Raw genomic sequence first — 24,781 nt, forward strand, 5'->3', positions numbered from 1 at the left:
CAGGGAAGGATGTCAGACCACCCGGCGCTTGAGCTTGCGACGCTCACGCTCGGACAGTCCGCCCCAGATCCCGAAGCGCTCATCGTTCTCGAGGGCATACTCGAGGCACTCGGCACGCACCTCGCAGGAGACGCAGACCTTCTTGGCCTCGCGGGTGGAGCCGCCCTTCTCGGGGAAGAACGCCTCCGGGTCGGTCTGCGCGCACAGGGCACGCTCCTGCCAGGTCAGCTCGACGTCGTCGGAGTCCTGCCCGGCGAAATCGAGCAGGGACAGCTCGGCACGCGCGTCGTCTTCGACTCGTTCCGCATCCATGGCCACCACTCCTTCCACTGCTGTGTCGACCACCGAAGGCCCGTTGGAGCCCTAAAGTACACCGGTGTAGTTATGGTCCGTCAAGCGGCGTCGGCGCGTCGCCTTGCATATCGCATCCGAATCACATTCCCGGGAGGCCCCGTGTCCATCGCTTCACCGCCTGCACAGGCAGCATCGCGCACGCCTGATCCGGCCCCCTCGCCGGTCACCGTACTGCCCGTCACCGGGCTCGGCGAGATCCGCGAGGGCGACGACCTCGGCGCCCTGCTCACCGCGGCCCTGGCCCCGCTGTCCCCGGCCGACGGCGACGTGCTGTGCATCTCCACGAAGGTCGTCTCCAAGGCGCTGGGACTGCGCGTGGCCCCCGAGGATCGTGACGAAGCGATCCGTGCCGCGGCGGTGCGCACCGTCGCCCGCCGTCTGCACACGCGGGTGGTCACCTCCGTGGTGCAGATTGCGTCCGGCCCGGTGATGGCGGCCGCCGGGGTCGATTCGTCCAACGCTCCCGAGGGACCGCTGCTGCTGCCCGAGGATCCCGATGCCTGCGCGCGGGAGCTCCGCGCCCACCTGGTCGAGTCATTGGGCGTGGATCTGGGCGTCCTGCTGACCGACACCTCCTCCCGCGTCTGGCGAGTGGGGGTCGGGGACATCGCGCTCGGCGCCGCGGGTGTCAGTGCGCTGCAGGACTTGCGCGGAGGGACCGACGCCGATGGTCGGCCGCTGCATGTCACGGTGCGGAACCTCGCCGATGAGCTCGCCGCCGCCGCCGATCTGGTCAAGGGCAAGGCCAGCGGGGTGCCGGCCGCTCTGGTGCGGGGAGTCGCCTCCGCGACCGCGGATGATGTGCCGGCTCGGGAGCTCTCCCGCACCGGGAGCGATGACTGGTTCCGTCGGCCCAGCCTCGAATCGGTCTGGGTCTCCCTAGGGCTGACTCCGGAGCAGGAGCCCATCGCCCGGATGTCTCCCGAGCCTGATGGGGAGCGGATCGCCCGGGCACTCGCTGTCGCGTCCCTGCCCCGGGCCGGGCAGCTGCCCGGCACCGCAGCGGCCCACCTGAGAGCGGGTGCACAGGATCGTCCGCATATCGTGGTGGAGGCCGCGGACGATTCGACCGCCGCGCTGATCCACGCTGCGACGCTCGCAGAACGGATCCGCACCGCGCTGGGTGCCGAATCCCTCGCCGCCGCCCTGCCGGAGATCTCCCTCGAGATCTCCGTCCCCGATCCTCTGGAGGACCTGACATGAGCGAGCACCGCACGCCGAGCATGGACACCGGTGCCCAGCTGCTGCGCGCCCTGGAACAGACCGGTCCGAACCCGGTGCTCGCCTGGTACGGCGAAGCGTCTCGGATCGAGCTGTCCGGCCACGTGCTCGCCAACTGGGTGATCAAGGCGATCGGGCACCTCCACGACGAGATCGCACTGGCCCCGGGTGACCGGATGGTCCTGGATCTCCCACCCCACTGGAAGCGCCTCGTGCTGGCCCTGGCGGCCTGGTCCCTCGGCGCGGAGGTGACCTGGTACGACCGTGAGGGCTCCGCAGGTGACGCAGCGGGCACTGGAGATGCAGTGCTTCCGGTCCCGTCGCCGCAGGTGGTCGCCACCGACCGACCCGACTCGGAGCTGGCCGAGAGCGCGGATGAGGTGCTCGCCCTCCAGGCGGTCTCGCTCGCACCGCGCTACGACGGGGAGCTGCCTGCGCTGGTCCACGACTGGCTCAGCGAGGTGCGAGGGAGCTCCGACCGGCTCGGGGTGGCTCTGCCCCGCTGGAGCGGCCCCGCGCCGCTCGAGCCGGCTGTCCCGCAGCGGCCGAGCACGGCGCACGGCACGCCCCTCCCCCGGGTGCTGGTGGAGGACGACGGGCTGCCCGCGGCCGCGCAGCTGCTCGGGGCACTCCTGGCCGGTGGCGGGATCGTGGGGCCCGCGAGCGCGGTGGGCGAGCACCAGGAGCGCGAGGAGGGCGTGACCGAGCAGCTCCGCCCTCGCTGACAGCCCGAGACGGGTGCTGCTCGGACCGCTCAGATGGCCCGGCGGAAGCTGTTCGGACGGCTCGGACGGCTCGGGCAGCCCTGAGAGCTGAGAGAGGCGGCTCAGCCCGCGCGGAGCGTCGCGACGGCCTCGGTGGGGTCACCGTCGAAGATGGCCTGCCCCTTACGGAGCACCACGATGCGGGTGCACAGCTTCTCGAGCATCTCGAGCTCATGGGAGACGACCACCATGGTGCGGCCGGCCTCCTGCAGCTCACGGATCCGTTCGAGGCACTTGCGCTGGAACGGCTCGTCGCCGACGGAGAGGATCTCGTCGACCAGGAAGATGTCCGGCTCGGTGTGCACCGCCACGGAGAAGGCCAGGCGCAGGAACATCCCTGAGCTGTAGTACTTCACATCGGTGTCGATGAACTCCTCGATCTCGCTGAAGGCAACGATCTCCTCGAACTTCTCATCGATCTGCTCGCGGCTCATCCCGAGGATGGCGCCGTTGAGGTAGACGTTCTCGCGCCCGGAGAGGTCGGGGTGGAAGCCGGCGCCCACCTCGATCAGGCCCGCCACCCGGCCCCGCAGGAGCACCCGTCCGTGGTCCGGGTAGAGCACTCCGGAGATGGTCTTGAGAAGGGTGGACTTCCCAGAGCCGTTGAAGCCGATCAGCCCCACCGTCTCCCCCGCGTGCACCGTGAGGTCCACGTCGTCCAGGGCCAGGAAGGAGTCGGCCAGCTTCTTGCGCTTCAGCGCCGAGAACACGAGCTCCTTGAGGGAGTGGTCGTGGCGCAGGGAGAACTGCTTGGTGACGTGCTCGATGCGCACCATCTCGCGGTCGGTGGGGACCGCGGCGGAGGCGGGCACGGAGTCGATGTTCGGGCTCATCCGGGCGCTCCTGTCACAGTTCCTGGGCGAAGCGCCGCTTCGAGCGCTCGAAGAGGACGTTGCCGGCCACGAAGGTCACCGCCGCGATCAGCAGCCCGGCCCACCACAGCCCGAAGGGCTCGCCCGCGGCGGTGAGCGAGGGATCCGCGGCGACGGCCTCGACCACGGAGGGTGAATAGCGCCAGAAGGCGACGTGGAACAGCTCGACCACGATGGTCAGCGGGTTCAGCTGATACAGCCACCACCACACGGTCCCCCCGATCGCGTCCTCGACCATCGAGATCCGGTAGAGGACCGGCGAGAGCCAGGTCGCGACCATGACGATCAGATCCACGAAGTTCTCGACATCGCGGAAGGCGGCGTTGAGCGCCGCGGTGATCATGCCGAGCCCCATGGTGAACACCACCAGGATCACGATCCCGAGCACGAAGGCGATCGCTGCGGTGAACGAGGGCAACCACCCGAACAGCAGGGCGCCGACCACCAGCACCGCGAGCTGGGGCAGGAAGTGCACGAGCGCCACGATCATGCTCGCCCAGGGGAACAGCTCGCTGGGCAGATAGATCTTCGAGACCAACGCCTGGTTGCCCGTGATCGAACGGGTGGCGTTGCCGAACACCTCACCGAAGAGGTTAACCACCACGATCCCGCTGAAGAGGTACACCGCGTAGGCGGGGGTGTCGCGCTGGAGCTGCAGGAAGACACCCAGCGCGATGTAGAAGACGATGAACTGCACGGCGGGCTTGACGTAGCTCCACAGCATGCCCAGGGCGCTGCCGCGGTAACGCACCCGCAGCTCCTTGCGCACGAGCAGGCGCAGCAGGAAGCGCTCGCGGATCGGGTTCAGCCAACCTGCGTCCTGCCCCGGGGCCCGCCAGCCCTCGGCCTGCTCCGCGCGCGACGGAAGCCGCGCAGTTCTGCCGGTTCCGGTCGCGGTCACGCCGCAGAGCCTCCGGTGCCGCCGCCGAGCTCAGAGCCCTCTTCGCGGTCCCGCTCCCGCACCGGTGCCGGGTTGTCCGCGAAGGTCTGCTCCCAGGCGTCGAAGGAGGTGATCCGTGAGGCGGATTCGCGGTAGCTGTCACGCAGCTCGTTCCAGCGGCGGTGCAGCTCGAGGTGGGCGGTGATCGCTTCGGTGAGCATCTCGCGCACCTGCTGCGGGTTGCGCTTGTACCAGGCGACCTGGGTGCCCTCGGCGTTGGAGACCAGTGCGCTGTCGTAGGCGGACAGCCGCCACCACTTCGCGTCGAGGTGCGGGATCACCGTCTGCGGGTTCTCCGCGGACCGGGGCTGCGTGGGCTTCAGCAGCTGCTTGGCGAGGGTCTTCGCCGTCCATACCGGGAGCATCAGCCGATGCGGCTGAGTGAAGGGACGTCCCTTCCGGGGCGGCTTGTCGATGTGGACCGGCGGGTACAGGTCCTGGTCCTTCTTGGCGACCGCGTCGTCGAAGTCCGCGGCCATCCCCCGGATCTGGGGAAGCTTGGTCCCGATCGAGGGGTGCAGGGCGTCGGGGCCCTCGAGCACGTCCCGCTGGGCCATGAGCCGGCCCGCCTCCGTGTAGTACTGCATGGAGATCAGGTGCTTGACATCCATGAACTGCGATTCCTTGACCACCCGGCCGCCGCGGGCGTACGGGGAGTGCAGCAGCGCGGTGATGATGCGGTTGCGCTCATGGAAGTAGGCCTGCCAGCCCACCAGGTCGTCCTTGTCCACCCAGCTCATGTGCCACACGCCGGCACCGGGCAGGGAGACCGTGGGATAGCCGGCCTTCTTCGCCCGCAACCCGTACTCGGCGTCGTCCCACTTGATGAACACCGGCAGGCTGAGACCGATCGCGCGCACCGTCTCAGTGGGGATCAGGCAGCTCCACCAGCCGTTGTAGTCGACATCCGCGCGGCGGTGCAGCCACGGGGTCGAGCGCAGCGGGTCCAGCGCGAAGTCGTGGCCCATCTCGCCGCCGTCGTTCGCGAGCGCCGGCTGGATGCGCCAGGGGTCGACGACCTCGCCGAAGGTGTGCAGCACCGAGCGGTTGTTGAGGTCGAACATGTGAGCGCCCACCAGGGTGGGGCGGGTGGCGAAGTCCGCGAAGGTCACCATTCGGATCAGCGACTCCGGCTCGAGCACGATGTCGTCGTCGCAGTTGATGACGTAGGTGGAGGCGCCTGCCGTCGACGCCTCGTACATCCCGCGGGAGAAGCCGCCCGAGCCGCCGATATTGCCCTGCTCGATGACCTGGAGCTTCGAGCCCAGCGACGCCTGCAGCGGGGCGAGCTCCTCGGCGTGATCGTTCAGCCGGTCCGAGCCCTGGTCGATGACGTACATGACGTCCAGCAGCTCGCGCAGGGCATCGTCCTCGGCGAGGGTCCGGATGTTCTCCAGGCAGTACTCGACCTTGTTCATCGTGGTCATGGAGATCGAGAAGCTGCCTTCGGTGCGGGCGAGGTCCGCATCCGCGGTCCACTCAGCGCCCAGGATCGTCAGATCCTCCGACCCGGCATAGGCATCGAACCAATACCAGCCGCCATCTCCGAAGGCGGTCAACGGCAGCTCGAAGACCTGCTCGCCGGCGCCGCTGACGGTGCGGGATTCCTGACGCTGCAGGGTGCCGCGGGCGGTGGAGCGCATCACGACCAGGTGGCCGGAGCCGGCGGTGCGGATGGTCAGCCGGACCGCCCGCACCGGGGTCCAGCGCCGCCAGTAGCTCGCGGGGAAGGCGTTGAAGTAGGTGCCGAAGGAGCGCATCGACAGTGACGGGATGCGCGCCGAGTGCCGTTCGCTGAGCTCGCTGATGTCCACCGCCGCCTGCGCGGTGCGGTGCGACCCCTGGCCCTCTGCCTCACCCTTCGCAGTCCGGTCCGAGCCGCCGCCGAGCCCGAAGGCTCCTCCGGTGGCCCCGGAGCGGGCATCAGACGCTTCGATGTACAGCGGCACGATGTCCGGGGATGCTTCGAAGGGCAGGATCATGCGCTGCAGCACTCGCTGCGGGGCGCCCTGGCCGGGCTGGTCGGTCTCACGGGGTGCCGCTGTGGCAGTGGTGGCGTTCATGGTGCTCCTCGTCGGCGTTCGGCGGATGCCCCGTGTCAAGCGGCGGGGCGCTCGGGTCACGCCCGCAGCAGGTCGGACAGCTTGTTGTCGGCCATGGACAGGGCCGAGCCGATGGCCATGTGCATGTCCAGGTACTGGTAGGTGCCCAGTCGGCCACCGAACAGGGTGCGCGGCTCGGCCTCGGAGAGCTCGCGGTATGCCAGCACCCGTTCGCGGTCGCTGCCGGAGTTGATCGGGTAGTACGGCTCGTCCCCGGACTCGGCGAAGCGCGAGTACTCGCGCTGGATCACGGTGCGATCCGTGGGGTAGTAGTCGCGCTCGGGGTGGAAGTGGCGCGGTTCGATGATGCGGGTGTACGGGGTCTCGGCGTCGGCGTAGTTCATCACCGAGGTGCCCTGGAAGTCACCGACGTCGAGGTGCTCGGTCTCCAGGTCGATGGTGCGCCAGCCCAGCTCTCCGAGCTCGAAGTCGAAGTAGCGGTCCATGGGACCGGTGTAGACCACCGGGATGTTCCCGCGCACGGCGTCCTTGTTCAGCGGCTGCGAAGTGTCGAAGAAGTCGGTGTCGAGCTTCACCTCGATGTTCGGGTGATCCGCCATCCGCTCGAGCCACGCGGTGTAGCCCTGCTTCGGCAGGCCCTCGTAGGTGTCGTTGAAGTAGCGGTTGTTGTACGTGTAGCGCACGGGCAGGCGCGAGATGATCGAGGCGGGCAGGTCCTTGGGATCGGTCTGCCACTGCTTGCCGGTGTAGTTCTTGATGAACGCCTCGTACAGCGGGCGCCCGATCAGAGAGATGCCCTTGTCGTTGAGGTTCTCGGGGTCCTTGCCCGCGAACTCCCCGGCCTGCTCGGCGATCAGCGCACGCGCCTCGGACGGCGTATATGCGGACTGGAAGAACTGGTTGACGGTGCCGAGGTTGATCGGCATCGGATACACCACGCCCTGGTGGGTCGTATACACCTTGTGCTGGTAGCCGGTGAACTCTGTGAAGCGGTTCACGTAGTCCCACACCCGCTGGTTCGAGGTGTGGAAGAGGTGGGCACCGTACTTGTGCACCTCGATGCCGGTCTGCTCGTCGGCCTCGGAATAGGCGTTGCCGCCGACGTGGGGACGCCGGTCGATGATGGTCACCTTAGCGCCGTGCTCGGCGACCGCGCGCTCTGCGACGGTCAGGCCGAACAGGCCGGAGCCGACGATCAGGAGATCAGGAGTCGACACAGGAGGTCCTTTCGATGCGTGCGGAGAGGTCCGCTCGATGCGTGCGGAGGGGTCCGCCGGAGACCCGCTCACAGTATCGGAGCTGGACCGGTGGGAGGAGACCAGACCCCGGCGCGCCGGGGTGTGTGGCCTCCCTCATGGTGTGACCGACATCGAGGAGGGCGACGCCTGGACGCCCTGCTCGACGAAGCGACGGTATCCGATACGACGGGCCCATCCCGGGGCGAAGCGATAGAGCCCCCGCAGGGTGAGGTTGCGGGCGAACTGTGCCGGTCCGATCACCCTGTCCATCAGCATCCGGCGCTGCAGCTGCAGATCGCTCGAGAACAGCTTCCAGCCCCCGCGCCGAGCGAACAGCTCCTCGTCGACGCGATAGTCGACCAGCACCTCGGGACGGTTCCCCATCCGAGCACCGCCGAGCATCATCCGCTCCCACAGCCAGTAGTCCTCGAGCAGAGGAAGGTCCCGGTAGCCGCCGACCGCGAGCGCCACGGAACGCCGCATCACCACCGTCGGATGATGGAAGGGGCTGTGGTGCGGCAGATAGCGGACGATCTCCTCGTGCTCGAGCGGCCTCGTGCGCAACGGGCCCTGGCCGGGGTCGACCCGGTCGCTGAACTCCCGCATCGCACCGCCCAGCAGGTCGAGGCCCTGCTCCTGCATGCACGGGATCTGCAGCGCGAACCGCTCCGGCCGGCAGAGGTCATCCGCATCAGCGCGCGCGACCAGCTCATAGGGGCTCGCCTCGAGCCCGTCCTGGAGCGCCGCGGCGACGCCACGGTGCACATCGTGCCGGAGCACCTGGGCGGGACCGAACTCCCCGGCGCCGACCCGCTGCACGAGTGCTTCGAGCGCTACCGGCAGCGGCCCGTCCACGGTGAGGATCAGCAGCTCGGGGCGACGCTGCTGGGCGATGGTCGCCGAGGTGAGGGCGAGCTCGACGCGATCTGGGAGGTCACGCCCCCACAGCGGCATCAGCACCGCGAACGGGGAAGGGTGTCCCGTGGCGGGAGGGTGGTCCGGATGGCTCACCGACCGGCCGCCCTCTCGATCGCACGGATGTCCGCCGCAGCGTCACCATCGGCCTGGAGGACCGTCGTGGAGGGCCGCGGCCCCCGGCGCAGAGCGGAGAGCAGGCCACGCAGCCCCACGCCGAGCAGGTCGCCGCGGTGGCGCAGCAGGAGCCGGAGCCAGCCCAGGGCGGTGGCGCCTCCGTGGATGACCTTCTCGAGCGGCGTGAAGGAGCTGGTGCGCAGCAGGGCCCAGAGCCGATTGCGCACGTCATAGTAGAAACGAGAACCGGGGCCGGTCTGGGCATTGCTGAACCGAGCGGTGCGGTGCTCGACGACGGAGCCGGGGACCTGGAGCCCCCGGCCGTGTCGCAGCAGGCGCCCGGTGTGCTCGAAATCGTCGGACCAGATGAAGTAGTCCGCGTAGGGCAGACCGAGACGGCGCACGTCCTGACCGTTCAGCAGCGCCGAGACGTAGCTCGCGGTGCGGATCGGGCGCCCTCCGGCGCGGGCGGCATCGCGCTTCTCCTGCGCGCTCGCCCCCAGCCGGCTGCGCTGGGTGTTCATGGGGTGGTCGCGCCCGTCGGTCCAGACAGCCCGCGAGCTGAGCACGCTCAGCCGCACCGGGGATGCCTCGAGGGAGCGCAGCAGCTCGCGCAGCGCGCTCGGACGCGGAACCGTGTCGTCATCCATCACCCACACCCAGTCCGCGTCATGACGCACCAGGGCGCGGGCGATTCCTGCCGCGAAGCCTCCCGCCCCACCGACGTTGCGGCGCAGATGGACGACATCCGCGTTCAGGGGATGCTCGTCCGCGACGGTGCCGCTCGCATCGGTCGAGGCGTTGTCGATGATGATCACCGCATCGGGACGGCGGTCCTGGTCCGCGAGTGCATCAAGGCACTCCTGCAGCAGCGTCTCGCGGTTGTAGGTCACCACGACCGCGACCACACGCGCAGAGAGCGCGTCGGGGTGTGCGGTGCTCTGCCGAGGCGTCCGGTCGCCTGCGGGTGCGGAATGTGTCACTGCGCCTCCTGCTGCTGGTTCGTGCCGCCTCGGCGGCGCGTCACCAGTGTACGGAGCACCGGGCGGCCGTTCCCACCTCCTCGATGGCCGTGGTGTGAAGGTTCTCGGGAGGTTCCTGGGAACATCCCTGCGCGATCGTGCCGCTGCGGCGCGGGATGCACCGGTGCGGCTACCCTGACGAACGCCGCATGCACCGAGGGCCACCACCCGCCGGGTCCCGCATGCGCCCGATGCCCCGAATGCACGGCTCTGGCCGGAAGGAGACAGCTGTGAGCGATCAGCCACCGCCACGCTCCCCACGGCCCGGAGGGCCTCGACGTCCCAGGGGGCACCGCGCGAGAACCGGTGGCAGCGCCCGCCCGGTCCCGAGACAGGGACGCCGCCCGGCCTCCCCAGCCGCTGACAGCCCGACGCCCACCCGTCCGCTGCCCCGCACCGAAGCCGGCGAGCCGGGTCCCGGCTACAGCGTCCCCGCGGCGCGCGCCGGCGTTCCTCCGCAGGGGCCGCGGCGCGATGCCACCGGCGACGGTCGGCATGACCATGGACGACACGACGCGGAGGCACCCGGACCGGCCGCCACGCCGCCCGGCGGTACTCCGCTCCCCCGCACCTCCCGCAGCCGCCACGCTCCCCGACCGGTGCGCCTGGGGGCCACGCTGCTGGTCCTGGTGCTCGTGGTGGTGCTGGGCTGGGGCGCCGGGCTGCTGCTGTGGACGCAGAGCCGGATCGAGCATGTCGATGCGCTGTCCGAGGCGGCGAACACTCCGGGGACCACCTATCTCATCGCGGGCTCCGACAGCCGCGGTGGGGAGACCGTCGACTCCGACGGCACCGAAGGTGCCCGCACCGACACGATCATGCTCCTGCACAAGGCTCCGGGCGGGAACAGCTACCTGATCTCGTTGCCTCGAGACACCCTGGTCGACATCCCCGGCAAGGGCGGCTACAAGCTCAATGCGGCTTACGCCTTCGGCGGGGCTCCGCTGCTGGTCGAGACCGTCGAGCAGTTCACCGGGCTCACGGTGGACCACTACGTCGAGGTCGGCTTCGACGGCGTCGCGCAGGTGGTGGATGCGGTGGGTCACGTGAACCTGTGCATCGACCAGGACGTCGACGACAGGCGATCCGGCCTGGTCATGACCGAGGGCTGCCACGACGTCGGCGGTGAGCAGGCACTGGCCTTCGTGCGCGCCCGTTACTTCGATCCCACCGCGGACATCGGACGCCAGCAGCGTCAGCAGCAGTTCGTGGGAGCTCTGATGGATCGCGTCACCTCACCGTCGGTGCTGCTGAACCCGATCAAGCAGCTGCGGCTGGCCGGAGCCGGTTCGGGGGCGCTGACCACGAGCGAAGGCACCGGAATCATCGATGTCGGACGGATGGCCCTGACCGCCCGCAGCGCCATGAACTCGGGAGGGACGCTCAGCATCCCGATCGAGGACCCCGAGTACCAGACGAAGCATTCCGGGGTCGCGCTGCTCACCGATGAGGACGACGTCGCCGCCTTCTTCGCCTCGGTGGCGGACGGCTCCGCGGAACCTGCCCCCACGAAGTAGGCGGCACGGCAGCCCCTGCGCCCCTGCCCCGCTGGTGCGGCAACCGCAGTCGGTGCCGCTGGGGCAGACTCAGCGGAACAGCATGTCGATGACGATGTTCACCGAGTTCAGGACCGACTGGCCCTTCGAGCGGGAGTAGTCGGTGTAGAGGATGTGCACCGGGTGCTCGGCCACGGTGAACTTGTGGCGCCCGATCTCCTCGACGATCTCGGAGGCATGCGCCATCCGGTTCTGCTCGATGGCCATCTTCTCGCAGACCTCGCGTCCCAGCACCCGCAGCCCGTTGTGCGCATCAGTGAGCTTCACGCCGGTGGTGAAATTCGTGTACCAGATGGCGCCGCGCAGCACGACGCGCTTGAGCAGCCCGGGCTTGGTGCGGGAGTCCAGGAAGCGGGAGCCGAGCACGATGTCCACACCCTCGGCCTCGCGCTGGGCGATCATCGCGGCGGCGTCGTCGACCTGATGCTGACCGTCCGAGTCGAAGGTCACGATCTGCCGCATGTTCGGGTCACGCAGCGCGTAGTCGATGCCCGTCTTGAGTGCGGCGCCCTGCCCCATGTTGTACGGGTGGCGGACGACCACCGCACCGGCCTCTTCGGCGATCCTGCCGGAGTCGTCATGGCTGCCGTCATCCACGCACACCACGAGCGGGTAGCGGGTGCGCAGGTCACGCAGGACGTCCGCGACGACCTGGCCCTCGTTGAACAGGGGGACCACGAACCAGGTGCTGTCAGCACCGGGCGACTCTGAGGTGGCGGGCACCTCGGGTGCGGGATCGGACGTGCTCAAGTGCTCTCCTTCTGGGGTGCCGGACGGACGTGAGAACACCGACGATTCGGCGGCACGGGATGCAGGATCCCGAACGGCCGTTGAGGATACCCTGTCACGGTGGACTGCCCCTGGTGGTCATCGACGCGCACGTGGCATCCGAGAGGTGCCCCACGAGGAGGAATCGACATGAAGACAGCTGTTGTCGCTCTGGGCAAGATCGGGCTGCCGCTCGCGGTGCAGTTCGCCGATTCCGGCCACGAGGTGGTCGGGGTCGATGTGAACCCGCGCCAGGTCGAGCTGATCAATGCCGCGACCGAGCCGTTCCCGGGTGAGGCGCATCTGCAGGAGAAGCTCTCCGAGCTGGTTCCGGCCGGGAAGCTGAGGGCCACCACCGACTACGCCGAGGCGATCCCTGGCGCGGATGCGGTCGTGATCGTGGTGCCGCTGTTCGTGAACGACACCACCTGGGAGCCCGACTTCGCGTGGATGGATGCCGCGACGCGGTCCCTGGCCGAGCACCTCACCCCCGACACCCTCGTCTCCTACGAGACGACCCTGCCGGTCGGCACGCTGCGCACCCGCTTCGTGCCGATGATCGAGGAGATCTCCGGGCTGAAGGAGTCTGTGGACTTCTTCGCCGTGTTCTCCCCCGAGCGGGTCCTGACCGGGCGCGTGTTCGAGGACCTGCGCAAGTACCCCAAGCTGATCGGCGCGATCAGCGAGGCCGGCACGCAGCGGGCCCGCGAGTTCTACGAGTCCGCGCTCCAGTTCGATGAGCGCCCCGACCTGAACAAGCCCAACGGCGTGTGGGACCTCGGCTCCCCCGAGGCCAGCGAGCTGGCGAAGCTCGCCGAGACCACCTACCGGGATGTGAACATCGGGCTCGCCAACGAGTTCGCGCTGTTCGCGCAGGACAACGGCATCGATGTCTACAAGGTCATCGAGGCGTCGAACTCACAGCCCTACTCCCACATCCACCAGCCCGGCATCGCCGTGGGCGGGCACTGCATCCCGGTCTATCCGCGGCTGTACCTGTCGACCGATCCGCTGGCGGAGACGGTCCGCACCGCCCGCACGCTGAACGCATCGGTCCCGGCGAAGCTCGTGGAGCGGGCCGCGAACCTGCTCGGCTCGCTCACGGGGATGAAGGCCGTGGTGCTCGGCGCGTCGTACCGCACCGGGGTGAAGGAGACCGCGTTCTCCGGTGTGTTCCCCGTGGTCGAGGCGCTGCGTGAGCATGGCGCCGAGGTCGCGGTCCACGACACCTACTACGACGACACCGAGATCGAGGGCTTCGGCTGGGCGCCGTACCACCTCGGCGACGCCGCGGATCTGGTGATCGTCCAGACCAACCACGCCGAGTACAAGGACCTCACCGCAGCGGACGTGCCCGGGATCAAGCTGATCGTGGACGGCCGCAACATCACCACCGCCGAGAACTGGCAGGGCACCCCCCGCCTCGTCCTCGGCGACGGCTCCGCCTCCACCCACCAGCGGACCGACCAGGCCTGAGCCGATGGATGCCACCGACATGATCCTGGCCCTCGGCCCCGGCCTCGGGGTGGGCAGCCGGACCTTCATCATCCAGCTCCTCCTGGTGCTGGGCATCGTGGCGATCGTCGCCTGGCTGTTCATCAAGCGTGGCGCCAAGCAGCTCGCGGTGCGCCGCCTGCTGATCCTCGCCTTCGCCGCATTCGCCGTGGTGACAGTGCTGTTCCCGGGAGCGCTCAGCCGGGTCGCGAATATCGTCGGGGTGGGCCGCGGCGCTGACCTGCTCCTCTATGCGACGGTGCTGGTGCTGCTGGGCTTCCTCGCTCTGCAGGAGGCCCGCACCAAGGCCGCGGAGAAGCGCACCACGCACCTGGCGCGCCGGCTCGCGCTGGACGAGGCTGAGCAGCCCTGGCAGTACCGCGAGCGCGAGCTCCGCACCCCCCGCTCGGAATGAACGGAGAAGAGCGCACCTACCTGCCTTTTCTCGACGTCACCCGGATCCTCGCCGTCCTCGGCGTCGTGGTGATCCATGTCGTCGGCGGAGGGGTCGGGGCCGGTGAGGCGGGCCTCGGGATCGTCGCGCTCGACATGGCGTTCAAGTGCGCCGTGCCGATCTTCTTCATGATGTCCGGGGCGCTGAGCCTCGACCCTCGAGCACATCGCCACGGCCCCGCAGAGTTCCTGCGCCGCCGGATGACACGCGTCGTCCCGGCGCTGGTCGTCTGGTCGGCCTTCTACCTGGTGGTGATCCGCGGGCTGGTGTCGGGGAGCCCGGTCGGCTCCTTCGCGGAGCTGGTCGACCTGATCATCACGGGCGAGACGTACACGCACCTGTACTTCCTCTTCGCGATCGCAGGCCTGTACCTCATCACCCCGTTGCTGGCGTCGTTCCTCGCGGACGATGAGGGTCGGCGAAGCTGGATCGTGGGGCTGTTCGCAGCGAGCTGGACCGTCCTGGTGACGGTCGCCGGGCAGGCGGGAGGACGCGGGTCGATCTCGATGGTCCCGGTCGCCGCCGGCAGCCTCACGTTCTTCCTGCTGTACACCGGGTACTTCGTGCTCGGCCGCGCAGTCCTGGTAAAACCGATCCCCCGCTGGGCGGGGGCCCTCGGCCTGGTGACGGTCCCTGGCTTCATCGCCCTGATCACCTGGCTGTTCGTCGCCAGTCGAGGAGCTGCCCCGACGTGGGTCGCGGTCCTCGCCCCCGTCTACGGGTCGCTGCCCGTCGTCGCCTACTCCGTCGTGCTGATGGCGTCCGTCTCCAGCCTGTGCGCTGGCTGGCGGGTCTCCGAACGCACCGAGCGGAGGCTCCGCACCCTCGGGAACGCGACCTTCGGCATCTTCCTGGTGCACTTCGCGGTGCTCGTCGTGCTGCGCGAGGTGTTCCCGGTGCTCGATGTCTACGATGTCGGCCCGATGGCTCTCACCTGGACGCTCACCGTGCTGCTCTCGACCGTCATCGCGCTGATCGGTCAGCGGACTCCGCTGTTGAGGCGGATCTTCTGATCCTCCGCCCGGCAGATACGCTGGCTTCGTCCCACCACTGCCCAGTGGTGGGGCCTCCAGGTCCGCGCCCCGAGTCCTACTCCAGGAGGAAGCCCGTGCTCTCCATTCGTCGTGGCTTCTCGGTCACCGGGGTCCTCCCCCTTCGCGCATGATCGATCTGCTCTGGTTCTCCTGGGCGGCCGCCTTCGCCCTGGTTCTCGCCTACCTGCCGGGCGTCGTCCTCGCTCGCGCGCTCGGCATCGCGTGGCGCGCCGCCGCAGCCGTCGCACCAGCGGTGACCGCCTGCGTCTTCGGCAGCGGCGCGATCGTCGTCGCATTGATCGGGATGCCGTGGAATCTGGTGTCCGCGCTCCTGATGACGGTGCTCGCCGGCCTCGTGCTCTGGGGACTGCGGCTCGCCATCGAACGATGGCTGCGCTCTGCACGAGCCCGTCACGGCCAGGGGTCGGACCTGCACACCGCACCGGCGGGCACCTCCCGTCCGCTGCTGGTTCGAGGGCCTGTCTCTCTGCTGGTCCTGGCCGCTGCGACGGCTCTCGCCGTGGTCCCGATCCTGGCCTCCTTCGGCTCACCGGGGCAGCCGCTGCAGAGATGGGATGCGCTGTTCCATCTCAGCGCGCTGCAATGGATCCGGGAGACCGGCTACGGCTCGACCCTGAGGTTCGCCTCACTCTCGACGACCGACGGCTCAGGCGGGGTCTACCCCGCGGCGTTCCATGACATCGCGGCACTGGTGCCGCTCGCCCCGACGCCCATCGTCCTGAACGCCGCGACCCTGATGCTCGCCCTGGTGCCCTGGGTCTACGGCATCATGTTCCTGACCCGTATGCTGTGGCCACGACTGAGCTGGGGACCGCTGGCTGCGGGCACGGCCGCCGCGATCGCCCCCGCGGTGCCGCTGAGCGAATGGATCCATCTCGCGGCCATCCCCAACCTCGTCGCCTCCGCCTTCCTGCCGGGCGTGCTCGGGGTGACCGTCGCCGGGTTCCGCGCCCTGCGCTTCCGTCTCTCCGGGCACCACGGAGAGACGGTGCTCCCGCTCGTGGTCGCGGTCGTCCTGGGCGCTGTGGGACTGGGCCTGATGCATCCGAACGTCTTCATCGCGCTGTGCCTGCTGATCACTGCTGCGGCCCTGGCCGGAGCCGTCGAGCAGCGCCGTCGACGCCCGCGCCTCGCACGCTTCAGCGCTGTGGTGGTCCTGCTCGGGCTGCTCCCGGTCCTCGTGATCGCCGTGCTCCCCGCCTCCGGGGTCGCCGGCGACTTCGTCGGGGGGCTGGTGATCTCCCCCCTCCGCGCGGTGGGCGAGATGTCTTCCGGACTGCTGACGGTGTGGGCGATGGCGACCGGGCCGCTGCTGTGGCTGCTCGGTTACCTGGGGGTCTGGGCACATCTGCGGCGAGGCAGCGCGGTGCTGCCGGTGGTGCTGCTGGTGCCGCTGGTGCTGTACATGGACGCCGCGATCGACTCCTCGCTGCGCCTCTCGGCGCTCTGGTACAGCGGTCAGGACCGCATCTCGATGCTGTTCACCCTGGTGGTGTGCCTGCTGGTGGTCCCGGGGCTGGCCCACCTCGACCGTCAAGTGCGCAGGATCGAACGACCTGCCCAGCAGTTCCTGAGGATCCTGGGCCTGGCCGCCTGCGTGCTGCTGGCCGCCTCGACCATCGGGCCGCGCCTGGAGTACGCCGGGCGGAACCTGGATCTGGATATGACCGGGAGAGCCCGCTACTTCGACGCCGAGGAGTACGCGATGCTCCAGGAGGTCGGGGCCATGATGGACACCGACAAGGTGCTGCTGGCCAGTCCCTTCTCCGGCGGCGCTCACCTCTACGGGATGACAGGCCAGACCGTGCGTTTTCCCGCGGCGGGGATGCGCCCCAGTTCGACGGATGAGCAGCGGATGGACGATGTGCTCGCCGCTCCCGAGGATCCAGCCGCCTGTGCGCGGCTCGAAGACGCGAACATCGGCTACGTGTACGCAGATCAGCGACCGTACAACGTGGGCGGCAGGTTCACCCGCCTGGACCAGGCGAGCCCGGCGCTGGGGACGGTGATCGGCCGCACCGACCACTCGATCATGATCGAGATCGACTGCGCGGCCGACTAGTCGTCTAGAAGACCAGTCGTTCGGAAAACCAGTCGTTCGGAAGGCCAGTCGTTCGGAAGACCAGTCGGTCAGAAGAGCGGCGCGAGCGCCGTGACCGCGCGGTCCCCGCTCGCGTCGAGGCTTGCGTCCTGCTCGGTCCAGCGACGCAGCAGTGCGGGATCCGGGCGGTCCTCGCCCGAGAGCGCGGCCCGCATCGCCGCGGCGACCGACTCCGCGTCGTAGGGGGTCGACCAGCCCAGGCCGTTCTCCTCGACCAGGCGGTTGCCGTAGCCGTCACCGGACTGGATCACCGGGATCCCGCAGGCCGTGGCAGCGAACATCTTGGTGGCGACCGCGAAGTCGTAGCCCTGGCCCGGGGTGACCGAGCTCAGGGAGGCGACGGAGCCTCGGATATAGGCGGAGATCTCCTGGGCGGGCAGGCGACGACGGAACTCGACCCCGTCGAGCCCTCGGTCCCGGGCCCGCTGCTCGAGCTCGTCCCGGTGCGCACCCTCGGAGAAGAACAGCATCCGCAGGCCAGGATGATCAGCCCGCACTCGCTCGTACGCGTCCAGGAAGATCCCTGCGCCGTGCCACTCGGACACGGTCCCGGTGTACACGAAGTACGGACCGGGCTCCTCCGCGCTCGGCCCCTCCGGCGTGAAGTCGTCGATGTTGATGCCGTTGCCGACGACTGCCACCGAAGCCCGCGGCCCGATCAGCTCGATGATCCGATCGTGGACGCCCTGCGAGGTGGCCAGCAGCACGCTCGCGCGGCGCCAGACCAGCTTCTCCATGACGCGGACCGCCTTCCGCACGATCCACGGGACACCCTCGACGGTGCCGGTCGCATCCGCCCACACATCGGCGGCGTAGTACGCATAGGGCACCCGTCGCAGCGCGGCTGCGGCCATCACGGCCAGTCCCGTGGTGGGAGGCGGCTCGGAGACGACGCCGGCGAGGTCACGCTGGGCCAGCAGACGGAAGAACAGCGGGATATCGAAGCTCAGGTAGGAGACGTACCCCTTGACATGCCCCTGGCGGTCCCGCTTGACGGGCCAGCGGGAGACCTCGGAGACCCGGTCAGGGATCTGCTTGAGCCCTGGCGCGGTGGTGGTCATCACGCGCACGGTGTGCCCTGCGCGCTCCATCGCCCGCACCAGCGCCTCGTTGCGGGATGCCGCGGGAGTCGGTTCAGGGGCGAACAGCCGGGTGGCGACGACGAACGTGCCTCGAGTCAGGGGGGAGTGCTTCGACACCACGTGGTGACCTTCCGTTCTTGTCATCCGGGTCATCCGGGCCCTCCTGGGCCGGTTCACCGTAGCACCCTCGAACGCGGCTCCGACGGTCGGTGCACGCCGGGCGCGTCTATACAATGAAAGGCGTGTCCGAGCCCGAGATCCTCCTCATCAGCCTCTCCCCCATCCACCGTGATTCACGCGTCCTGCGGCAGCTCTCCGTCGTCGCTGAGTTCGGTCGGGTCACGACGGTCGGCTACGGTCCGACGCCCGAGGGTGCGAGCGAGCACATCGAAGTTCCCGACCATCTGAAGACCCTCCCCCAGGATCTGCCCGGCGTGGCGCTCCTGGCAACGCGGCAGTGGCGCAGGGCAGCGCCCGCCGCCCCCGCCATCCGGTGGACGATGCGTGCGCTCGAGGGTCGCCGATTCGATGCCGTGGTCGCCAACGAGGCGCGGATCCTGGCTCTCGCCGACGCCGTCGCCCATGGTGCGCCGATCTGGGCGGACATGCACGAGTGGGCCCCCGAGGAGCGCACCCATGTGCTGTCCTGGCGACTGCTCGTCGCTCCCCTGATGGACTACCTGTGCCGCACCTATCTGCCGCGCAATGCTGCGGTGACGGCAGTGGGCGGGAGCATCGCCGAGCTCTACCGGGAGCGATACGGGGTCGCCGCCCGCGTGATGCGGAACGCCTCCCGGTGGCAGGAGCTCGCCCCCTCGCCGGTGCTCGAGGACCAGGTGCGCCTGGTGCACTCGGGATCCGCCGTCCCCGGGCGGAACCTCGAGCTCATGCTGGACGTGGTCAAGGCGCTGCCAGCCCGCTTCAGCCTCGACCTCTACCTCGTGCCCGCCAATGACGGTGGTGCGTATATGCGTGCGTTGCACGCACGGGCTGCCGGCGACGCGCGCATCCGCTTCCACGATCCGGTGGCACCGACCGAGCTCCCGGAGGTCCTGAACCAGTACGACCTCGGCGTCTTCTGGATCGAGCCCTTCAACACCAATGCCCGCCTGACGCTGCCCAACAAGCTCTTCGACTTCGTGCAAGGCCGTCTCGGCGTCGCCATCGGCCCGAGCGAGGAGATGGTGCCGGTCGTGCGTGAGCACGGGCTCGGGCCCATCGCCGAGGGCTTCTCCGTCGAGCAATGCAGGGCATCACTGGCATCGATCACCGCGGAGGACCTCCGGGGTTGGAAGAACGCGTCCGACACCGCCTCCCGCGAGCTCAGCTTCGAGAAGGACGCCGAGGTGGCCCGAGACATCATGCGCGGCCTGCTCCAGGGCTGAGCTGACCCCATCCAGGAGAAGACCGTGTCCTCACTCCCCCGCGTCGATCAGATCACCGATTTCCTCCGGAACCGCTCCGTGCAGGTCCTCGGTTCTGCGAGCCCGATCGGAGGTGCAGGGCGTGCAGTGGCCGAGCGCGCTGGCGGCCGCGCCGGGCGCACCTTCACACGCAGTGCGCAGGCCTTCGCCGAACTTGAGGGCGGGCACCAGATCCCGTGGGATGACCTCCTCCCCCTGCTGACCGAGCTGCTGGCCCTGGCCGACAACGCCCTGGCGCGCGGCCGTCACCAGCAGAGTGTGACATGGACGAACCTGGCCATCCTGCTGGCCTATCACCGTTCCACGCATTACGGGCCCCTGCATTCACCGCTCGCGCTGCGCACCGACGAGTTCCTCGCGCCCTTCCGCGACTCCGCCGCCGGCAGGGCGATGCTGCTCGAGGCGGATCCCGCACCGGCCCCCACCGGGGGGACGCCACCACGCAGCAGAGGGGATGGCCAGCCGCTGCGCGTGCTGATCCTGTGCCATTCCTCCTGGACCTTCATCCGCCGCGTCGAGGAGGATCTCCACGAGCACGCGGGCATCGAGTTCCGCACCGTGGACGTCTCGCAGCTGCCGCTCGCGGAGCGCCCCACCCACGGGCTCGTGATGCGCCAGCGGAGCACCTGGAACCGCTCGGGCCGCCTCCATCCGGTGCCCGCCGCACTCGAGGAGCCACTCGCGTGGGCGGACACCGTCTTCGTCGAATGGGGGGTGCAGCCCTTCGCCTGGTTCAGCTTCCTGGATCTCTCGGCCCATCAGGTCAGGACCGTCGCCCGGATCCACCGCTTCGAATGCCTCACCCCGTACCCTCTGCTCGCCCGCGGTGGCGCCTATGACGCGATCGGCTTCGTCTCGCCTCCGCTCCGCACCATGCTGGAGGCCGTTTCCCCGCGCATCCGGCAGGCACCGCAGCGGCCCACCTTCCACAATGTGCACAGCCTCGAGGCCTTCGCCCCGGCAGAGGATCGCCGACGGTTCGAGCTGGTGCAGATCGGCTGGGCCGTCCCGACCAAGGACGTCGCGCTCTCCCTCGAGATGCTCCGCAGGCTCCGCGCCGAGGATCCGAGATACGTCCTGCGACTGGTCGGCCCCACTCTGGAGCAGACCGCCATCGCGAGCACGGCCTCCTGGGCACAGGACATCGCCGCACAGATCGAGGAGCTCGGCGAGGGGGTCATGGTGGACGGATACCGTTCCGATGTGCCCGAGCTCCTGGCTCGGACCGGCTTCATCCTGTCCTCCTCGGTGAGCGAGGGGACGCACGAGTCCGTCGCCGAGGCCGCCGCATCCGGCTGTGTGCCGGTGGTGCGCAACTGGCCCGAGATCGCTCCCTGGGGCGGCGCCGAGATGGTGTATCCCGCGGACTGGATCATCGAGGACGTCGAGTCCGCAGTGGACCGTATCCGATCCCTGAGCACTCCGGGCGCCTTCGACGCCGAGGCGGAGCGGGCCCGCGCCTGGATCCGGAGCTCCCGGCAGCCGGACGCGATCCGCGCCGATTACCTCTCGTTCCTCCAGGGCTAGGAACCGAGCTCCTCCACATAGGGCTGGATCCGCTTCTCGCGGTTCCACCAATCCTCACCCGGAGCCTCGACCGGCCCGCACGCATCGATCCGCCACAACCGGGCGTCGCCGCCCTCGTCGAGGAGCGTGAAGCCGTCGGAGGTGTCCACGGTGTAGAAGCCGGGCATCACCTCATCGCGCTCGCTGTAGTTGTACTCGTAGCTCACGTCCTGGTAGAAGTACCCGATCCCGTAGAACTCCAGGACCTCGCATACCCGTGGGTCGGTCTCGATCTCGTCGAAGTTCTCCATCAGGAAGATGCCGTCCTCATCGACATCACGCACGTTCATCTGGGTGAAGACCGACTCCACCTCCGCTCCGACCGGCAGATAGGCGACCCCGGATGCCGGATCGCCCACCACGACGGAGCCCTCAGGCAGGTCATCGCCGATCCTTTCGAGCAGAGCGGCCTCCTCCGCGGAGGCGACAGGCCGCGGAGACGTGGACCCCACACCGACCTGCCGTGCGCCACCCGTGGTGATGTATCCGGTGCCCAGCAGAGCCGCGCTGATCGCGCCCCAGGCCCAGACCTGTCGCAGCCGTATCGGCACCCTCCTCAGGCCGGACGGCGCGGCAGGCTCCCGCCCATGAGCCCAGAGCACCACCGCCGCGACGGCCAAGGGCAGTATCACCGCCTGGATCGCATAGAGCCGGAAGGTGTCGGCGTACCAGAGACCCGCGAGGGCTGAGAGGACCGGCACCGGGAAGTAGGAGCCGATGATGATCGCGATCTGGAGGGCCCATGCCCACACGATCCAGCGCTGGTCGCGGCGCCGCGAGAGAAGGGCGATGCCCACCAGCAGGAGGGGGATGTAGACCAGCGCAGTGAGGACGCCCGCGGGATTGGAGACGTCGGTCGGCCAGTTCGCGATCATGCTGACGCCCTTGAGCGTGACATCGTTCCATTGCGCGATGCTCTCCCGCATCAGGAAGCTGCGCACCTGATCCGGGACGAGCAGCAGGAGCACCACGACGATCACGACCGCGGCCAGAACGCTCGCCAGGATGGTGCGCGCCCGCGGCGACATGCTGCGTCGCACCACGCTGTGCGCCCTCGTCCCTTCGAGGATCAGCAGGGGAAGTACGATCATGACGAAGCTGAAGAAGACGGAGGGGTGTGTGCGCCCCAGCCCTCCGGCCGCGGCGAGCATGATCGTGAGGTCGAGCAGGAAGGTGGCGGGCCGGCGCCGGAACAGGCCCCAGCGGCAGCGGCGCAGGAACATGATGAGGACGACGAGCAGACCGGGGAGCATGGCCACCGCCAGCTCATTGGGCCAGAAGGACTTCGTGAACGCGAGACCGCCGGGGAAGGCCGGGAGGATGCCGGCGGCGATCGCGCCGACCGCGGTCGCGAGGAGCTGTCGCCGGAACACGATGCGCGCCAACAGGGCGCTGCTGACCACGAAGAGGATCGGCGTCACCAAGTAGGCGACCAGGTTGGCGGCCGGCACGATGCCCACCAGAGGCACGGCCAGGACGGTGATCGCATGCCAGACCGTCGGATAGGTCACGTGCCGCACCTGCACGCCGTAGGTGTAGTCCACGGCGGCGAACATCGAGACCGATCCGGTCTCTCCGATCGAATTGAGCACGTTGTAGTGGTACATGGGGTCCACCCGTGGGTTCGGCACGGCGGGGTCGATCATCAGCATCGTGGGGATCCACATGCTGGCCATGCCCAGCACCAGAGCGCCCGCCAGGATGAGGACGTGGGACCGGGAGAGCTGGAGCAGGTGACGCCTCACGGAGTGCCCGGTGGCATTTCGGCGCCAGCGCGCCTTCCTGCTCAGCAGGTACCGCAGGAGCAGCGCCACGCCCCAGAGCAGGAGCATCAGCACCAGGTAGGACAGGGCGTGGTATCGGAGACCGAGCGTGTGCAGCATGACTCCGCCGATGCCCAGCAGGCTCGCCGTCAGCAACGGCCCTCCGGCGAGCGCGACGCTCAGTCGGGTGCGGAGGATGACCAGCGCACCGACGCCGGGAAGGTAGAGGGCGAGCACGAGGAGCGCCGCGACGGGTAGCAGCGCCATCCAGTCCAGAACGAGCTGCAGAGTCATGCGCCGGGGCCACCCGTCAGCGTCTCCTGGACCGTACCGGCCCTGACGGCCCAGCTCTGCTCATGCCGCACTTCCTGCACCCGCTCGGTGCAGCGCTCGAGTTCCGCGGGATCGCGAAGGAGACGCTCCAGCAGCTCGATGATCGACTCCCTCTCGTAGGCAGCGGTGTACCCGATCTCGAGGCCCTCCACGATCTCGCCCGCGAGCGTGTGCTCAGAGGCGAGGGTCGGCTTGCCATAGCCGAGGTACTCGTACAGCTTCATCGGCACTGCGAATTTCCGATACTCGTTGGGCTCGACGAGCAGGAGGCACGCCGAGACTCCGTCGTAGAGCTCTGCGAGCTCGCCCGCATTGGCATGCACGACGTGCACCCGTTCGGTGAGCAGCGGGAGATAGCGCTCGCGATGCGCCTCCCACGCGGTGGGCGGGACCACCATCGTCAGGCTCACCTTCTCGACCCGCTGCAGTGCGGCCAGGCACTCGTCGATCTCATGGCCCGGCCCGACCCCGCCGATATACAGCAGGTGCAGACCCTGCCCCGGCTCGGCATCCCGGATCTGCGCCCCCGGCGGCAGCTCGGTGCACCGCGATTCCGGCGCGGGGATGACCGGCCCCATCGACTTCGACGGCAGGAAGAAGTGCGCATCGAACGCTCGCAGAGCCAGGAGGTCGAAGCGGTATCCGGCCTGCATCACCAGGCGTCGCAAGGGTGCGACGCTCGCCTGCTTCTCGGGGTAGCGCCAGTACACATCACGATAGAACTGGCCGAAGGGGATGCCAGCTCGTGAGCACCACGCCAGCAGCAGCGCCTCCAGAACCGGGGAGATCCCGTGAAAAGCACTCGTGGACAGCAGATTCGGCTGGGTCGAGTTCTCCGAGTACACGAAGGAGAGTTCCTGCCCTGCCCGGCGGCGACGTCGCAGATCCGCGAAGTCGCGGCGGCGCTGCACAGGATCCCCGGTCATGAGATGGACGCGGTGGCCGTTCGCCTTGAACGCCTCGAGCATCATGTTCGGACGCTGCCGACTCGCGGTCGTCGGTGAGGGGGCGAGGACATAGGGGGCATGGAAGACCATTCGCGGACCGACGGCCGTCGCAAGTGCCCGCTGCGAGAGCGCATCGAGTGCGGCGGCCCACTCCTCCCGGTTCTCTGCGGCGAGGGTCTCCAGATGGGGCAGCACCCAATGGCGCCGCAGCTGAACCCCGACATCCGGGGTCGCGGCCACTGCGACGGCCTCCAGGAGCGCATGGCCGAGGATCTCCCTGTCGCGCCGGCCGCTCGGCACGGTGTCGTGCTCCTCCGCGGCGACGATGAGGTGCGGGATCCCGGAGAGCACCGAGAGGACCTGCGCCGCGCTCGCCGCAGGAAGCTGTGCCTCGGCCACAACCAGGTCGGGACGGAGGAAGCCCTGAGCACGCAACGCGCGGGGCAGCACCCGCCGGAGCACTCCCGGCAGCTGGCCACGGAGGGGGCCGCTCAGCAGCGGAACCTGGACGCCCAGCACCTCGATGCCGGCGTCCGTCGACAGCTGCGGGGCCGAGCGAGCCCGTCGCAGCAGCGGCGCAGCACGCAGATGGAGGACAGCGACCTCGTTGCCCTGGGCCTGCAGCGCGCGGGCCCGCTCGATGACGGACGCCAAGGAGAGCGGCCCGGCGGAGTCCGTTCGAGCAGCAGTGATCATGAGGATGCGCATAGAGCAGCCCTTCTGACGGTTCTT

General features: G+C 69.1%; 20 protein-coding genes. 9 read left to right on the top strand and 11 right to left on the bottom strand.

Annotated elements, in window-relative coordinates; genetic code table 11:
- Positions 1-12: 12 nt before the first annotated feature.
- Complete coding sequence (locus tag ACT3SQ_RS09000; protein WP_299304560.1) at positions 13-312, bottom strand: WhiB family transcriptional regulator; 300 nt, start codon at positions 310-312, stop codon at positions 13-15.
- Between the two features lie 141 nt (positions 313-453).
- Here ACT3SQ_RS09000 and cofE point away from each other — a divergent pair, with 141 nt between their 5' ends.
- Together cofE and ACT3SQ_RS09010 are read left to right on the top strand one after the other, a co-directional pair.
- A complete protein-coding gene (gene cofE, locus ACT3SQ_RS09005; RefSeq protein ID WP_444601068.1) occupies positions 454-1,557 on the top strand; it encodes a coenzyme F420-0:L-glutamate ligase in 1,104 nt (367 codons plus the stop codon).
- Positions 1,554-2,300 carry a TIGR03089 family protein gene (locus tag ACT3SQ_RS09010; RefSeq protein WP_444601069.1) on the top strand — a complete coding sequence of 249 codons (747 nt, stop codon included), beginning with the start codon at positions 1,554-1,556 and terminating at the stop codon, positions 2,298-2,300. The genes cofE and ACT3SQ_RS09010 overlap by 4 nt, the downstream gene beginning before the upstream one ends.
- Positions 2,301-2,401: 101 nt before the next feature.
- Here ACT3SQ_RS09010 and ACT3SQ_RS09015 read toward each other — a convergent pair whose 3' ends face one another.
- The 6 genes from ACT3SQ_RS09015 to ACT3SQ_RS09040 all read right to left on the bottom strand — a co-directional run bounded on the left by ACT3SQ_RS09015 (position 2,402) and on the right by ACT3SQ_RS09040 (position 9,467).
- On the bottom strand, positions 2,402-3,172 hold the full coding sequence (locus ACT3SQ_RS09015; RefSeq protein WP_441443297.1) for an ABC transporter ATP-binding protein: 771 nt from the start codon (positions 3,170-3,172) through the stop codon (positions 2,402-2,404).
- Between the two features lie 13 nt (positions 3,173-3,185).
- On the bottom strand, positions 3,186-4,112 hold the full coding sequence (locus ACT3SQ_RS09020) for an ABC transporter permease (protein ID WP_441443298.1): 927 nt from the start codon (positions 4,110-4,112) through the stop codon (positions 3,186-3,188).
- Positions 4,109-6,214 carry a glycosyltransferase gene (locus ACT3SQ_RS09025; RefSeq protein WP_444601070.1) on the bottom strand — a complete coding sequence of 702 codons (2,106 nt, stop codon included), beginning with the start codon at positions 6,212-6,214 and terminating at the stop codon, positions 4,109-4,111. The genes ACT3SQ_RS09020 and ACT3SQ_RS09025 overlap by 4 nt, the downstream gene beginning before the upstream one ends.
- A 56-nt stretch (positions 6,215-6,270) precedes the next feature.
- On the bottom strand, positions 6,271-7,431 hold the full coding sequence (gene glf, locus ACT3SQ_RS09030; protein ID WP_441443300.1) for a UDP-galactopyranose mutase: 1,161 nt from the start codon (positions 7,429-7,431) through the stop codon (positions 6,271-6,273).
- Positions 7,432-7,566: 135 nt separating this feature from the next.
- A complete protein-coding gene (locus ACT3SQ_RS09035; protein WP_441443301.1) occupies positions 7,567-8,463 on the bottom strand; it encodes a glycosyltransferase in 897 nt (298 codons plus the stop codon).
- Positions 8,460-9,467, bottom strand: a complete 1,008-nt coding sequence (locus ACT3SQ_RS09040) for a glycosyltransferase (protein ID WP_441443302.1) — start codon at positions 9,465-9,467, stop codon at positions 8,460-8,462. Before ACT3SQ_RS09040 ends, ACT3SQ_RS09035 begins: the two co-directional genes overlap by 4 nt.
- A 638-nt stretch (positions 9,468-10,105) precedes the next feature.
- On the opposite strand from ACT3SQ_RS09040, the gene ACT3SQ_RS09045 reads away from it, so the two are divergent.
- Complete coding sequence (locus ACT3SQ_RS09045; RefSeq protein WP_444502301.1) at positions 10,106-11,023, top strand: LCP family protein; 918 nt, start codon at positions 10,106-10,108, stop codon at positions 11,021-11,023.
- A gap of 69 nt (positions 11,024-11,092) precedes the next feature.
- Here ACT3SQ_RS09045 and ACT3SQ_RS09050 read toward each other — a convergent pair whose 3' ends face one another.
- A complete protein-coding gene (locus ACT3SQ_RS09050) occupies positions 11,093-11,812 on the bottom strand; it encodes a glycosyltransferase family 2 protein (RefSeq protein WP_444502300.1) in 720 nt (239 codons plus the stop codon).
- A 168-nt stretch (positions 11,813-11,980) separates the two neighbouring features.
- On the opposite strand from ACT3SQ_RS09050, the gene ACT3SQ_RS09055 reads away from it, so the two are divergent.
- The 4 genes from ACT3SQ_RS09055 (at position 11,981) to ACT3SQ_RS09070 (ending at position 16,895) form a co-directional block, all read left to right on the top strand.
- Complete coding sequence (locus ACT3SQ_RS09055; protein ID WP_441443305.1) at positions 11,981-13,306, top strand: nucleotide sugar dehydrogenase; 1,326 nt, start codon at positions 11,981-11,983, stop codon at positions 13,304-13,306.
- 4 nt (positions 13,307-13,310) lie between these two features.
- Positions 13,311-13,739: a DUF2304 domain-containing protein gene (locus ACT3SQ_RS09060; RefSeq protein WP_441443306.1), complete on the top strand. Its 429-nt coding sequence runs from the start codon at positions 13,311-13,313 to the stop codon at positions 13,737-13,739.
- Entirely contained in the window at positions 13,736-14,791 is a 1,056-nt protein-coding gene (locus ACT3SQ_RS09065; protein ID WP_441443307.1) for an acyltransferase, read from the top strand. The genes ACT3SQ_RS09060 and ACT3SQ_RS09065 overlap by 4 nt, the downstream gene beginning before the upstream one ends.
- Positions 14,792-14,939: 148 nt before the next feature.
- On the top strand, positions 14,940-16,895 hold the full coding sequence (locus ACT3SQ_RS09070; protein ID WP_441443308.1) for a DUF6541 family protein: 1,956 nt from the start codon (positions 14,940-14,942) through the stop codon (positions 16,893-16,895).
- Positions 16,896-16,963: 68 nt separating this feature from the next.
- On the opposite strand, the gene ACT3SQ_RS09075 is transcribed toward ACT3SQ_RS09070, so the two are convergent.
- Positions 16,964-18,133: a glycosyltransferase family 4 protein gene (locus ACT3SQ_RS09075; RefSeq protein WP_441443309.1), complete on the bottom strand. Its 1,170-nt coding sequence runs from the start codon at positions 18,131-18,133 to the stop codon at positions 16,964-16,966.
- A gap of 125 nt (positions 18,134-18,258) precedes the next feature.
- On the opposite strand from ACT3SQ_RS09075, the gene ACT3SQ_RS09080 reads away from it, so the two are divergent.
- On the top strand, positions 18,259-19,401 hold the full coding sequence (locus tag ACT3SQ_RS09080) for a hypothetical protein (protein ID WP_441443310.1): 1,143 nt from the start codon (positions 18,259-18,261) through the stop codon (positions 19,399-19,401).
- Positions 19,402-19,425: 24 nt separating this feature from the next.
- Entirely contained in the window at positions 19,426-20,967 is a 1,542-nt protein-coding gene (locus ACT3SQ_RS09085) for a glycosyltransferase (protein ID WP_441443311.1), read from the top strand.
- On the opposite strand, the gene ACT3SQ_RS09090 is transcribed toward ACT3SQ_RS09085, so the two are convergent.
- Together ACT3SQ_RS09090 and ACT3SQ_RS09095 are read right to left on the bottom strand one after the other, a co-directional pair.
- Complete coding sequence (locus ACT3SQ_RS09090; protein ID WP_441443312.1) at positions 20,964-23,063, bottom strand: DUF6541 family protein; 2,100 nt, start codon at positions 23,061-23,063, stop codon at positions 20,964-20,966. The two genes, ACT3SQ_RS09085 and ACT3SQ_RS09090, sit on opposite strands and share 4 nt — an antisense overlap.
- The gene (locus tag ACT3SQ_RS09095) at positions 23,060-24,745 is read right to left on the bottom strand and encodes a hypothetical protein (protein ID WP_441443313.1); all 1,686 of its coding nucleotides are present in this window, start codon (positions 24,743-24,745) and stop codon (positions 23,060-23,062) included. The genes ACT3SQ_RS09090 and ACT3SQ_RS09095 overlap by 4 nt, the downstream gene beginning before the upstream one ends.
- Positions 24,746-24,781: the final 36 nt, after the last annotated feature.

Source organism: Brachybacterium sp. AOP42-C2-15, assembly GCF_052377065.1.
Classification (GTDB): Bacteria; Actinomycetota; Actinomycetes; order Actinomycetales; family Dermabacteraceae; genus Brachybacterium.